This window comes from Streptomyces sp. NPDC017676 (assembly GCF_044329325.1).
Classification (GTDB): domain Bacteria; phylum Actinomycetota; class Actinomycetes; order Streptomycetales; family Streptomycetaceae; genus Streptomyces.
Genome location: NZ_JBIRJA010000005.1, coordinates 96,407 through 109,501 on the forward strand (window position 1 = coordinate 96,407; position 13,095 = coordinate 109,501).

12 protein-coding genes are annotated in these 13,095 nt (G+C 72.0%); 1 reads left to right on the forward strand and 11 read right to left on the reverse strand.

Annotated features, from left to right (window positions below; all coding sequences use genetic code 11):
- Positions 1-5 precede the first annotated feature (5 nt).
- The 11 genes from ACH4LD_RS12615 to fmt all read right to left on the reverse strand — a co-directional run bounded on the left by ACH4LD_RS12615 (position 6) and on the right by fmt (position 12,290).
- Positions 6-1,703, reverse strand: a complete 1,698-nt coding sequence (locus ACH4LD_RS12615; RefSeq protein ID WP_398055903.1) for a flavin monoamine oxidase family protein — start codon at positions 1,701-1,703, stop codon at positions 6-8.
- Positions 1,704-1,751: 48 nt separating this feature from the next.
- On the reverse strand, positions 1,752-2,540 hold the full coding sequence (locus ACH4LD_RS12620) for a carbon-nitrogen hydrolase family protein (RefSeq protein WP_398055902.1): 789 nt from the start codon (positions 2,538-2,540) through the stop codon (positions 1,752-1,754).
- A gap of 389 nt (positions 2,541-2,929) precedes the next feature.
- Complete coding sequence (locus ACH4LD_RS12625) at positions 2,930-3,382, reverse strand: Lrp/AsnC family transcriptional regulator (RefSeq protein ID WP_014671501.1); 453 nt, start codon at positions 3,380-3,382, stop codon at positions 2,930-2,932.
- A 27-nt stretch (positions 3,383-3,409) separates the two neighbouring features.
- Complete coding sequence (locus ACH4LD_RS12630) at positions 3,410-4,897, reverse strand: amino acid permease (RefSeq protein WP_132786594.1); 1,488 nt, start codon at positions 4,895-4,897, stop codon at positions 3,410-3,412.
- 428 nt (positions 4,898-5,325) lie between these two features.
- Positions 5,326-6,768 (reverse strand): GuaB1 family IMP dehydrogenase-related protein, encoded by a 1,443-nt coding sequence (locus ACH4LD_RS12635; RefSeq protein ID WP_398055901.1) that lies wholly within the window; start codon positions 6,766-6,768, stop codon positions 5,326-5,328.
- 132 nt (positions 6,769-6,900) lie between these two features.
- Positions 6,901-7,230, reverse strand: coding sequence for a barstar family protein (locus ACH4LD_RS12640; RefSeq protein WP_398055900.1), 330 nt, complete (start codon positions 7,228-7,230; stop codon positions 6,901-6,903).
- Positions 7,227-7,625, reverse strand: coding sequence for a ribonuclease domain-containing protein (locus ACH4LD_RS12645; protein WP_398055899.1), 399 nt, complete (start codon positions 7,623-7,625; stop codon positions 7,227-7,229). The genes ACH4LD_RS12640 and ACH4LD_RS12645 overlap by 4 nt, the downstream gene beginning before the upstream one ends.
- Positions 7,626-7,685: 60 nt before the next feature.
- Entirely contained in the window at positions 7,686-8,729 is a 1,044-nt protein-coding gene (locus ACH4LD_RS12650; RefSeq protein WP_398055898.1) for a sugar-binding transcriptional regulator, read from the reverse strand.
- Positions 8,730-8,819: 90 nt separating this feature from the next.
- Complete coding sequence (gene rpe / locus ACH4LD_RS12655; protein ID WP_398055897.1) at positions 8,820-9,506, reverse strand: ribulose-phosphate 3-epimerase; 687 nt, start codon at positions 9,504-9,506, stop codon at positions 8,820-8,822.
- Positions 9,507-9,637: 131 nt separating this feature from the next.
- Positions 9,638-11,056 carry an RsmB/NOP family class I SAM-dependent RNA methyltransferase gene (locus tag ACH4LD_RS12660; protein WP_398055896.1) on the reverse strand — a complete coding sequence of 473 codons (1,419 nt, stop codon included), beginning with the start codon at positions 11,054-11,056 and terminating at the stop codon, positions 9,638-9,640.
- Positions 11,057-11,357: 301 nt separating this feature from the next.
- Positions 11,358-12,290 (reverse strand): methionyl-tRNA formyltransferase, encoded by a 933-nt coding sequence (gene fmt, locus ACH4LD_RS12665; RefSeq protein ID WP_398055895.1) that lies wholly within the window; start codon positions 12,288-12,290, stop codon positions 11,358-11,360.
- A gap of 214 nt (positions 12,291-12,504) precedes the next feature.
- Here fmt and ACH4LD_RS12670 point away from each other — a divergent pair, with 214 nt between their 5' ends.
- On the forward strand, positions 12,505-13,038 hold the full coding sequence (locus tag ACH4LD_RS12670) for a hypothetical protein (protein ID WP_132786588.1): 534 nt from the start codon (positions 12,505-12,507) through the stop codon (positions 13,036-13,038).
- The last annotated feature ends 57 nt before the right edge of the window (positions 13,039-13,095 follow it).

Sequence of the window (13,095 nt, forward strand, 5' to 3'; positions counted from 1 at the left end):
CCGGGTCAGTCCTCGGGGAGCTCCACCGGCGCGATCTCGTCGTAGACGTCACCCGGGCCCGGGTTCGCCGCGTCGGTCTCGCCGCCGAAGTGGTGCATGACGCCCCAGACCGCGTTCAGCGCGGTCTGCACGGCGCCCTCGGCCCAGCCGGCCGTCCAGGAGATGTCGTCGCCGGCGAGGAAGATGCCCCGCTTGTCCTCGGGCAGCCGGTCCTGCATGAAGTGCGTGAACAGGCGCCGCTGGTAGCGGTAGTGGCCGGGCAGGTTGGCCTTGAACGCGCCCATGAAGTAGGGCTCGTTCTCCCAGGAGACGGTCACCGGGTTGCCGATGATGTGCTTCCTGATGTCGACCTTCGGGTAGATCTCGCCGAGCGACTTCAGCATGACCTCCATCCGCTCGTTCGCGGACAGCGGCAGCCACTTCAGGCTGTCGTCGCACCAGGTGTACGACAGGCAGATGACGGCGGGCTTGTCCGGGCCGTCGTCCAGCAGGTAGGTGCCGCGGGTCATGCGGTCGGTGAGCGTCATCGACATGACGTCCCGGCCCGTCTCCTCGTCCTTGTCCAGCCAGAACGGCCGGTCGACCGGCACGAAGAGCTTGCTGGACTCCATGTAGTGGGTGCGCTCGATCGCGGTCCAGTGGTCGATCGGGAACAGCGAGTCGTCGCAGGCGATCTTGGACAGCAGCATCCAGGACTGGGCGGTGAAGATCGCCGCCTTGTAGGTGCGGATGTCGCCGTTCGCGTCGGTGACGGTGATCTGGTTGCCGGCGGTGCGGTGCAGCCGGGTCACGGCCGGACGGGGCTCCCCGTCCATGTGCAGCGTCTTCAGGGACGTCCCGTACGGCCAGTGGACGATCTTCTCCGGCTCGCGCTCCCACAGGCGCAGCGGGAGCTGCTGGGAGCCGCCGACGATGCCGCGGTGGTGGTCGTCGGCCTCGGTGTAGACGACCCGGAGGATCTCCAGGATGGAGTTCGGGAAGTCGGTGTCCCAGCCGCCGGTGCCGAAGCCGACCTGGCCGAAGATCTCGCGGTGCCGGAAGGACTTGAACGCCTCGGAGTCGCAGAGGAAGCCGTAGAAGGTCTGGTTGTCCAGCTTCTCGACCAGCTTCGCCCAGATCTCGCGGATGCGCGGGACGTCCCGCTCGCGCATCGCGCGGTTCATGTCGGAGAAGTCGGCGCCCTCCTCCAGGCACTTGTTCCAGGCGTCGGCGACGTCCCGGTACACCTGGGGCAGATCGTCGATCGTCTCGGCGTAGTGCGACTCGCCCTTGAGGTCGACCACGGTGGACGGGGTCGCCTCGGCCAGGGGGTTCGGGAAGGGCCTGGTCTCCAGGCCGACCAGGTCGATGTAGTGCTGGAGCGCGGTGGAGGACGGCGGGAAGCGCATCGCGCCCATCTCGGCGGTCAGCGACTCGTCGCAGCCCTCGAAACCGACCGTGCGCAGCCGTCCGCCGATCTGGTCGGCCTCGTAGACGACGGGCTTGAGGCCCATCTTCATCAGCTCGTACGCGGCCACGATGCCGGACAGGCCGCCACCGATGATCGCGACCTCGGTGCCGTGCTCGGTCGCCGGGATCTGCCCGAGGCCCGCCGGGTGGGCGAGGAAGTCGTCGTAGGCGTAGGGGAAGTCCGGGCCGAACATGGTGATCGGCGGCTGCTGCTCGTCGGTGTGCTCGACGGCGTTGGGCACCGTGGACGTCATGGGGTACGGACTCCTTGCACGGGGGTGGTTCGGGGGGAGGCTCGGGTGTCAGACGAGGGACCCGTAGAGACCGGGGCGGCGGTCCTTCAGGTACGGGTTGTGCTCGCGGGAGGCGGCCAGGAAGCCGGGGTCCGCGTCGGCGAGCACGAGTTGCTCGGCACGGCCGGCGCGGGTACGGGCGACGCCGTCGGGACCCGCGAGGACGGAGAGGCCGACGAACTCGAACTCGCCCTCCTGGCCGACCCGGTTGACGTAGGCGACGTACATCTGGTTCTCGAAGGCGCGCACCGGGATCATCGACTCGGCGACGAACTGGAAGGGGTGCATCTGCGCGGTCGGCACGACCAGGAGGTCGGTGCCGGCCAGGGCGTGGGCGCGGACGTTCTCCGGGAACTCGACGTCGTAGCAGATCAGCAGGCCCACGGTGAGGCCGTTCAGCTCGGCCTGGACGACCTGCTGCCCGCCCGGCGTGAAGTGGTCGCGCTCGAAGCAGCCGAAGAGGTGGGTCTTGCGGTAGTTCGCGAGCCGGGTGCCGTCGGCGGAGATCAGCTGGGCGGAGTTGAAGACGGCGTCGCCGTCGCGCTCGGGGTAGCCGTAGGCGAGGGCGAGGCCGTGCCGGGTGGCGATCTCGGCGATCGCGTCGGCGGAGTCGCCGTCGGCGGGCTCGGCGAGGCGGGCGATGTCGTCGCCGATCGCGTACCCGGTGAGGAACATCTCCGGCGCGGCCAGCAGCCCGGCGCCCGCGGCGGCGGCCCGGCCCGCGGCCTCGTCGAGGACCTTGAGGTTCTCGGTGACCGAGCCGGGACAGCCGGAGCTCTGGAGCAGGGCGGTGCGCATGCGTGATCCTCACCGGAACGGGGGGTTTGGGGGGCCAGGAAGAAGGTACGTTCGGCGCGCTCGGCCGGACAAGAAGGAGCCGTTGCGCGCCCGTGCGGGGTTTGTTGCGCGGAGGAGGGGCTGGGCGGCGATTCGTTGCGCGGGCCGGTGAGGTGACGGGTTGCGCGGGCCGGTGAGGGTGACGGGAGGAGCCCGGAAGGGGGCTCGGGGCGCCTTGTCGACGGGAGGAAGAGGGCTCGGGGCGGCTTGCCGTCGGACGGAAAAGTGCTCGGGGCGCCTTGTCGACGGCCGGGTGCGGGTCGTCCGGGGTGCTCGCGCATTCCCCGCGCCCCTTCGGGGCGCCGACCCGCACCCGGTGACGACGAGGCGCCCCGAGCCATGGTCCGCTCCTAGCCCGGCGCCCCCGAGGAGAACCGCCTCAGCAGCGGCGACAGCACCAGCACCGACTTGGTCCGCTCCACGAACGGCTCCCCGGCGATCCGCTCCAGCACCCGCTCGAAGTGACGCATGTCGGACGCGAAGACCTGCGCGACGGCGTCCGCGTCCCCGGTGACGGTGGACGCGGCCACGACCTCCTGGTACCGCTCCAGCCCCCGCTGGATCGTCTCCGGCGAGGTGTTCCGCCGGCAGTAGATCTCGATGAACCCCTCGGTCTCCCAGCCGAGCGCCGCCGGATCCACCCGTACGGTGAATCCGGTGATGGCTCCGGTGGCCCGCAGCCGGTCCACGCGCCGCTTCACCGCGGGCGCGGACAGGCCGACCATCTGCCCGATGTCCGCGTAGGAGCGGCGGGCGTCCTCGGCGAGGGCGTGCACGATGCGTTCGTCGAGATCGTTCAGCACAGGGGGTCGTTCACTTCTTCGGTCCGGTCACTTCTCTGCCGTCAGCGCGGGAGCGTCATCGGCCGCGAGACGGGAACGGCGGTAGCCGTACAGGAAGTAGAACACGAGCCCGGCGGCCATCCAGAATCCGAAGACCACCCAGGTGATGGTGTCGAGGCTGAACATGTTGTACGCGCAGAACAGGAAGCCCAGCACCGGCAGGACCGGGCCGAACGGCACCCTGAACGTGCGCTCCAGCTCCGGTCGCTTGACCCGCAGCACGATCACCGCGATGTTGACCAGACCGAAGGCGAACAGCGTGCCGATGCTGGTGGCGTCGACGAGCTTGCCGAGCGGGATGAGAGCGGCGAGCGCACCGCAGAACAGGGACACGATCACCGTGTTGAGCCGGGGCGCGCCGGTCTTCGGGTGGACCCTGCCGAGCGCCTTCGGCACCAGGCCGTCGCGGGCCATCGCGAAGAGGATGCGGGTCTGGCCGTAGAGCACGGTGAGCACCACGCTGGCGATGGAGATGACCGCGCCGAGCGCGAGCAGCGTGCCCCAGAAGGTCTGACCGCTGACGTCGTTCATGATCCCGGCGAGGGCGGCCTCGGAACCGTCGAACTTCTTCCAGTTCCAGGCGCCGACGGCGACGGCCGCGACGAGCACGTACAGCGCGGTCACGATGATCAGCGACAGCATGATCGCCCGCGGCAGGTCCCGCTTGGGGTCCTTGGCCTCCTCACCCGCGGTGGAGGCGGCGTCGAAGCCGATGTAGGAGAAGAAGAGCGTGGCGCCGGCGGCGCTGACCCCGGTCATGCCGAGCGGCATGAAGTCGGCGTAGTTGCCGGACTTGAAGCCCATGACGCCGATCGCGCAGAACAGCACCAGCGCGGCGATCTTCACACAGACCATGATGGTGTTGGCGCGGGCGGACTCCCGCGCGCCACCGAGCAGGAACACCATCGCCAGGAGCACGACGATCAGGGCCGGCAGGTTGATGATGCCGCCCTCGCCCGGCGCCGAGGACAGGGCGGCCGGGATGGTGACGCCGATGGTGCCGTCCAGCAGTTCGTTCAGGTACTCGCCCCAGCCGACGGCGACCGCGGCCACCGAGACGCCGTACTCCAGCACGAGACACCAGCCGCAGACCCAGGCGACCAGTTCGCCCATCGTTGCGTACGCATACGAGTAGGAGGAGCCGGCGACCGGGATGCTGCCGGCCAGTTCGGCGTACGACAGGGCGGAGAACAGCGCCGTGAGACCGGCGATGACGAAGGCGAGGGTGACCGCGGGACCGGCCTTGGGAACGGCGTCACCGAGGACGACGAAGATGCCGGTGCCCAGGGTCGCACCGATGCTGATCATGGTCAGCTGCCACAGCCCGAGGGAGCGCCGGAGCTGCCCTCCCTCACCGTGGCCGCCCTCCGCGACCAGGTGTTCCACGGGCTTGCGACGCATGAGGCGCGCGGCGACGCCCGGGGACGCGGGGGCGGCCGAAGTCTGGTGGTGCGGGGGTGCGCCTTGATCGAGCACGCGCTGGCTCCTTATCGCTGCCGGTGGTTGCGGGGCGGGCCGGCGGGAGCGCCGGCCCTCGTGGGCGGGGACCGGCGGAGCCTGCGAGGCAGGAACCCGCCGAGCGGGGTCCCCGCCACGCCACGTACTAGCGCAGCACCCTATGAGGCGGGCCTTCACGGGCGTAATGCAGCAACCTTGCGTATACCCGCATGATCCTTGCGTTCATCGGGACGTAATGACAAATCGTTGCGCGCCACCTGTCGACCGTTGCACAGGCGTCCCGGGGGTCCCGTTTCCCGCCCGGCTTCCCGCAGGACGCGACTGGCTTCCCGCCGGCGTGACCGGCCTCCCGGCGCGACCGGCTTGCCGCCCGGCGCCGGGCACGCCGACGGCCCCCGTCGTTCCCGGGCAGGGGATCGACGGGGGCCGTCGGGGCGGAGCGGGGGTCAGCTCCAGCTGGCGTGCAGCGGCTTGCCCTCGGCGTAGCCGGCCGCGCTCTGGATGCCGACGATGGCCTTCTCGGCGAACTCCTCCAGGGAGCCGGCACCGGCGTAGGTGCAGGAGGAGCGCACACCCGCGATGATCGAGTCGATCAGGTCCTCGACGCCCGGGCGGGCCGGGTCGAGGAACATGCGGGAGGTGGAGATGCCCTCCTCGAACAGCGCCTTGCGGGCGCGGTCGTACGCCGACTCCTCCGAGGTGCGGTTGGCCACCGCCCGCGCGGAGGCCATGCCGAACGACTCCTTGTAGGCGCGGCCGCCCGCGTCGTGCTGGAGGTCACCGGGCGACTCGTAGGTGCCCGCGAACCAGGAGCCGACCATCACGTTGGACGCGCCGGCGGCGAGCGCCATGGCGACGTCGCGCGGGTGGCGGACACCGCCGTCGGCCCACACGTGCTTGCCGTACTTCCTCGCCTCGGCCGCGCACTCCAGGACGGCGGAGAACTGGGGCCGGCCCACGCCGGTCATCATGCGGGTGGTGCACATGGCGCCCGGCCCGACACCGACCTTGATGATGTCCGCGCCGGCGTCGATCAGGTCCTTGACGCCCTCGGCGGAGACGATGTTGCCCGCGGCGATCGGCACCCGCGGGTCGAGCGCGCGCACCACCCTGATGGCGTTGATCATCGACTCCTGGTGGCCGTGCGCGGTGTCGATGACGAGCGTGTCCACGCCCGCGTCGAGCAGCTGCTTGGCCTTGCCCGCGACGTCGCCGTTGATGCCGACGGCGGCGGCGATCCGCAGCCTGCCGTTCGCGTCCACGGCCGGCGTGTACAGCGTGGCGCGCAGCGCGCCCTTGCGGGTGAGGATGCCGGCGAGACTGCCGTCCTTGTCGACGGCCGGTGCGTAGCGGCGGTTGTGCTGGTCGAGGGTGTTGAAGGCCTCGCGCGGGTCGATGTCGGCGTCCAGCAGGAGCAGGTCCTTGGACATGACCACTTCGAGCTGGGTGAAGCGGTCGACACCGGACAGGTCGGCGTCGGTGACGACACCGACGGGCCGGTGGTTCTCGTCCACGACCACGCCGGCGTTGTGCGCCCGCTTGGGCAGCAGCGCCAGGGCGTCGGCGACGGTCTGGTGCGGGGCCAGCACGATCGGGGTGTCGAGCACCAGGTGGCGGCTCTTGACCCAGGAGATCACGTCGGTGACGACGTCGATCGGGATGTCCTGCGGGATGACCACCAGGCCGCCCCGGCGGGCCACCGTCTCGGCCATGCGGCGGCCGGCGATGGCGGTCATGTTGGCGACGACGAGCGGGATGGTGGTGCCCGTGCCGTCCGGCGAGGCGAGGTCCACGCCCTGACGCGAGCCGACCGCGGAACGGCTCGGCACCATGAACACGTCGTCGTACGTCAGGTCGTACGCGGGCTGGATGTCATTGAGGAAACGCACGTGCTGCACATCCCAGTCGATCAGAGGCGACCCCCTGACAGGTGTGCCAGGGGGAAAGAGCACGTACTTCATTGTCCCATGTCGGGGCCGGTGTCATGCCCTGACGGATCATCCAGGGTCGTCGCCGATCAGCTAGGAGGTTCCTCCAAGGGCGAGCGCGACGGTGAGCGCCGGCGCCACGCTCATCGCCTGCGTGAACACCGCCTGGGCGGTCTCCCACTCCTGGGGCCGCTCCTTCGCGTAGCCCTCCCAGCCCCCAACGACGACCAGGAGTCCTCTGCCCTCGGCCTCCTCCGGCCACACGGACGGGTCGGACAGGGAGTCGGCCAGCGCGTCCCAGTTCCGGCCGAACCAGTCCGGCAGCGACAGGGCCCGGGCGGCACGGTCCATCAGGCCGGCCTTGTCCGTGACGCCGTCGAGGTCGAGCGCGACCACGAAGCGGCCGGTCAGCTCTTCGCTCATCTCAGTACCGCCCGGAACGACTCGTAGTGATCATCGCTGTAGTAGAACTCCCCGCCCTGCCCGGTGACGATGCGCCGGGCCCCGCGGTCGTGGGAGCCGGGGGTCGGCACGGTGTACTCGTGGTAGTAGCCGCGCCGGTGCCGCGGCAGGCGTCCCTCGAAGTTCCCGAAGACGGTCCCGTCCTTGGCGTAGGGGAAGGGACCCCCCTTGTCGATGAGGGCGAGTGTCTGCCGGGCCTCGGCCGGGAGCCGGGACTCCTGGACCGTGGCCATGCCCCGCGCCCAGGCCGGGGACGCCCGGGAGGCGGGGTTGGAGGCGCCGGAGCACCCCGTCAGGAGAACGGCGAGACAGACCAGCAGCCCGGCGAGAGCACGGGGGACGAACCGTGGCAGCATGCGGACGATGCTGCCACGGCCGTCCCGCCACGGCCCGCTCCCGGACCAGGTCGGACCCGGTCAGATCCCGTCGGGGTCCTGACGGCTGAGCGCCGACTTCGGGGTCGGGCCCGCCGTCATCAGGTAGTCGGCGGCCGAGGTGTCGGTCACCAGGCTGGTGACCAGCCCGGAGCGCAGCACCGCGTCGATCGCGGCGGCCTTGCGCTGCCCGCCCGCGATGGCCACGACCTCCGGGACACGGCGCAACTGGTCGGCCTTGACCGTGATGCACCGCTCCCCCAGGTCCCGTCCGACCCGGCGCCCCTCGGCGTCGAAGAGGTGTGCCGACATCTCGGCGGCGACCCCGAGCGAGGCGTAGTGCGCGCGCTCCTCGTCGCTGAGCATGTCGTGCACGGTCGAGATGCCCGGCTCCCAGGAGCCGATGGAGACACAGGCGACCGTGACCTTGTCGAAGTACTCGAAGGCCCGGGCGATCCCGGTCTGGTGGCGCAGCGCCGCCGCGGTGGCCGCGTCCGGCAGCAGCATCGGCGCGTAGATGGGGTGCGCGTCGCCGCCGGACACCTGGGCGGCCCGGCGGACGGCCTCCACCGAGCCGCGCTCGGCGGTCCCGGCGTCGTACACGCCCGTCAGCTGCACCACCGTGCACGGCGGCAGCCGGTCGAGCGCCGCCGCCATGTGGATGGTGGACCGGCCCCAGGCCAGCCCGAGCACGTCCCCCTCGTTGACGAGTTCGCCGAGCAGGTCGGCGGCGACCTCCCCGAGGTTCTCGGGGTCGGGGGTCTCCTCGGCCTCGGCCGGGGACTCGACCACGACGGCGTGCCTCAGGCCGTAGCGGGCGCGGAGCGCGTCGGAGCGCTCGGCGTCCAGTTCGGCCGGCACGCGGATCTCGATGCGTACGAGGTCCCTTTCGAGGGCAGTCTCCAGTACCCGGGCCACTTTGAAGCGGCTGACGCCGAACTCCTCCGCGATCTGGATCTTGGACTTGCCTTCGAGGTAGAAGCGGCGGGCCATGGCCGCCGCCTGCACCAGCTCAGCGGGTCCCATCCGCATGGCTGACCGGCCCGCCGACATACCCGACACGGCGATCTCCTCACTGCTGTTCACACTCTGGATTCGCCGTTCATCCTTGCAGATTCGGGGCGACTGATCTGCCCTGATGGGCGCCGTTCACTTAACCGTTCACTTGGCCGTGGCTCAGTGGTCGCCTGCCCAGGAGGCCTTGCCGGTGGCCGCCTCCGCCTGGGCGCGCAGCGCGCGTACGGCCTCCGCCGGGTCCTTCGCACCGTAGACGGCCGAGCCGGCGACGAACACGTCCGCCCCCGCGTCCGCGCACCGCTCGATCGTCGAGGCCGAGACCCCGCCGTCGACCTGCAACCACAGCTCCAGACCGTGCTTCTTGATCAGCTCACGGGTGCGGCGGATCTTCGGCAGCATGATGTCGAGGAACGCCTGGCCGCCGAAGCCGGGCTCCACCGTCATGACGAGCAGCATGTCGAGTTCCGGCAGCAGGTCCTCGAACGGCTCGATCGGCGTCGCCGGCTTGAGCGCCATGGAGGCGCGGGCACCCTTGGCGCGGATCTCCCGGGCGAGCCGCACCGGTGCGGCGGCGGCCTCCACGTGGAAGGTGACCGACGACGCCCCCGCCTCGACGTACTGGGGCGCCCACCGGTCGGGGTCCTCGATCATCAGGTGGCAGTCCAGCGGGGTGTCCGTCGCACGGGCCAGGGACTCCACGACCGGCACGCCGAGCGTGAGGTTGGGGACGAAGTGGTTGTCCATGACGTCGACGTGGAGGAAGTCGGCGCCCCGGACCGCCTCGGCCTCCTCCGCGAGGCGGGCGAAGTCGGCGGACAGGATGCTGGGGTTGATCTGCACGGCCATGACCCAAGCCTGCCATGTCGCTGCGCTGGGCTGTAGCGGCGGTCCCTCGCGGTGGGGATTCGGGTGCGGGCCGGTGGGGGCTGGTCGCGCAGTTCCCCGCGCCCCTTCGGGGCGCGCTGTCCTGCCCGGCGTCAAGCGGTTCTGCGGATCAGGGACAGGTACATCGCGTCCGTGCCGTGGATGTGGGGCCACAGCTGGATGTCGGGGCCCTCGCCGAGGTCGGGTACGCCTGGGAGGAGGGGGCGGGCGTCGATCAGTTCGGTGTCCGGGCGCTGCTTGAGCACGTCGGAGACGACCGCGCGGGTCTCCGCCAGGTGCGGGGAACAGGTGGCGTAGCCGACGACGCCGCCGACGCGGACGGAGTCGAGGGCGGTGCGCAGCAGGCCGCGCTGGAGCGGGGCGAAGTTGTCCAGGTCCTCGGGGCGGCGGCGCCAGCGGGCCTCGGGGCGGCGGCGCAGGGCGCCGAGGCCGGTGCACGGGACGTCCACCAGCACCCGGTCGAAGCTGCCGGGCCGCCACGGCGGGCGGGTGCCGTCGGCGGCGATGACCTGGTACGGCCCCGGGTTGCCGTGCAGGGCCCGGGCCACCAGCCCGGCCCGGTGCGGCTGCTTCTCCGAGGCGAGCAGGGCGGCCCCGCGCTCGGCGGCGAGCGCGGCCAGCAGCGCCGCCTTGCCGCCCGGTCCGGCGCAGCCGTCGAGCCACTTCTCGTCGGGGCCGTCGAGCGGGGCGTTCGCCAGCGCGAGGGCGACCAGCTGGCTGCCCTCGTCCTGGACGCCGGCGCGCCCCTCGCGCACGGCCTCGACCGCGCCCGGCTCGCCGCCCTCGGCGAGCCGGACGGCGTACGGCGACCAGCGCCCGGGTACGGCGGCGTCCTCGTGGAGCAGTTCCTCGGTGGTGGCCCGGCCCGGCCGGGCGACGAGCGTCACCTCGGGCCGCTCGTTGTCCGCCGCCAGCAACCGCTCGATGCCGGCCCGGCCGCCGCCGAGGGAGTCCCAGAGCGCGGAGACGACCCAGCGGGGGTGCGAGTGCACGACGGCGAGGTGGTCCTCGGGATCCTCGTCGTAGGGCGGCGCCACCTTCGCGATCCAGCCGTCCAGATCGTCCTGGGCCACCTTGCGCAGCACTGCGTTGACGAACTTGGCCCGTCCGTCGCCGAGTACGACCCGGGCCAGCTCCACCGAGGCGGACACGGCCGCGTGCGTGGGAATGCGCGTGCCGAGCAACTGGTGCGCGCCCAGGCTCAGCACGTCGAGGACCGGCGGGTCGACCTCGCGCAGCGGCCGGTCGACACAGGCGGCGATGACGGCGTCGTACGTGCCCTGCCGGCGCAGCGTGCCGTACACCAGCTCGGTGGCGAGGGCGGCGTCCCGGGCGTCGAAGTCGCCCTGCTCGCGGGCCTTGCGCAGCAGCGGGGGCAGCACGAGGTTGGCGTACGCGTCCCGCTCGTCCACCGCGCGCAGCGCCTCGAAGGCCAGGATGCGGACGGGGTCCTTCTGGGGACGGCGGTAGGGCTTGGCGGGCTTGCGGGGCCGCCGGGACTGCTCGCTCACGAAAAAGGTGCTCCGGGTGTGAAGAGGGGATGCGCCTCCAGCGTACGTCGCCGCACCCGGGGGCCCACCGCCCGGGCCGCACTGTGCCGCCGCCCGGTCGACGCACGGCGCGCGCACGTCCGACGACTGCGGGAGGTGTACGTCCGACCATTGCTGGGGTGCACTTCCGACCGCTGCTGGAGCGTCCGACCACTGCCGGAGGCGCACGTGAGACCGCCGCCGGAGCGTCAGCCGCCGCTCGCCCGTTCTCCGCCTTGCCAGGGCGCCCGCCGCCCTCACGGCTGCTTGCCCGTCCGGGGTGTCAGCCGCCCAGCGTCTCGCCGTCCGCGATGCGTACCCCGCGGGCCCAGTCGGCCGCGCGCATCGGCTTCTTGCCCTGGGCCTGCACCCAGAGCAGTTCGACGGCGTACGACCCCGTGCCCACGTGCACGCTGTTCTTGCCCACGGCCAGCCGGCCCGGAGCGAGGTCCGTGCGCTCGGGCACGGGCGTGACCTGGACGAGCTTGAGCCGCTCACCGCGGAAGGTGGTCCAGGCGCCGGGCGCGGGCGTGCAGCCGCGCACGACCCGGTCGACGCGCAGTGCGGGCGCCGCCCAGTCCACCTGGGCGTCCTCGACGGTGATCTTCGGCGCCACGGTGATGCCCTCGGCGGGCTGCGGTACGGCCTTCAGCGTGCCGTCCTCGATGCCGTCCATGGTGGCCGCGAGCAGCCCGGCGCCCGCGAAGGCGAGCCGGGTGAGCAGATCGCCGCTGGTGTCGGTGGGGCGGATCTCCTCGGTCACGGTGCCGTAGACGGGCCCGGAGTCCAGCCCCTCCTCGATGAGGAAGGTGGACGCCCCGGTGATCTCGTCGCCCGCCATGATGGCGTGCTGGACCGGTGCGGCGCCGCGCCAGGCGGGGAGCAGCGAGAAGTGCAGGTTGACCCAGCCGTGGGCGGGGATGTCCAGCGCGGCCCTCGGCAGCAGGGCGCCGTAGGCGACGACCGGGCAGCAGTCCGGGGCGATCTCCCGCAGCCGCTCCAGGAACTCCGGGTCCCGGGGCTTCAGCGGCTTGAGCACCTCGATCCCGGCCTCCTCCGCCCGCTCGGCCACGGGCGACGCGACCAGCCTGCGTCCGCGCCCGGCCGGCGCGTCGGGCCGCGTGACGACGGCGGCCACCTCGTGTCGCCCGGAGGCGAGCAGGGCGTCCAGAGCGGGAACGGCGACCTCGGGGGTACCGGCGAAGACGAGCTTCATGGGCGGGATCGGGCCTCTCGGGCGGGGGTCGGCGGGCAGCGCACCAGTCTATGACCATGGGCGGCGCACGAGCGGGTGGGCGGCGTACGCATATGCCCGTACGCCCCCACCCCGTGACCAGCGGAGCGTAAGCGCGTTGGTCAAGGAAGAGTTGACCACATCGGGCCGCTTTCGCGGCCCAATTCCTTTCAACGCCGGTTCGAGAGGCTTGTTCATGGCCGACCACGCAACCCACGACGCCCAGGCCCGGGCCAGCCTGCACTTGCTGGTGCGGGACATCGAGAGGGTCCGCCGGCAGGTGGACGCGCTGCGCACGCTCACCGCCCAGTTGGGCAACGTCTACCGCCCGCGCCGCTCCGGCCCGTCCACGGGCTTCGTCGTCTACGGACGCGCTCCCGCCCCGACGGTCCGCCTCGCCCAGGAACTCCGGGACAGTGTCGAAACCCTGGTCACGGCCGCCGTGGACTTCGACCGCTCGCTCGGCTTCTCGTGGGACGCGGTGGGCTCCGCCCTCGGGGTCACCAAGCAGGCGGTGCACCGCCGGTACGGCGCCCGCCGCGCCGCGGCCCAGGCGGCGGCGGAGACGGAGCGGACGACGGAGCCGTCCGGCACCCGCACGATCAATGTGAACACCGGGCTGCCCACGGTCCCCGCGGCCCGCTCCATGCCCACACAGCCGACGGCGGGCAGCCCGACACTGCGCGACGACGCCCGCCCGACGGCCTTCCCGGGCCCCCGCAACGGCTGACACCCCCACCGCTGCCCTCCCGGGACACGACCGGGAGGGCGGACGCGTCCTCCCACC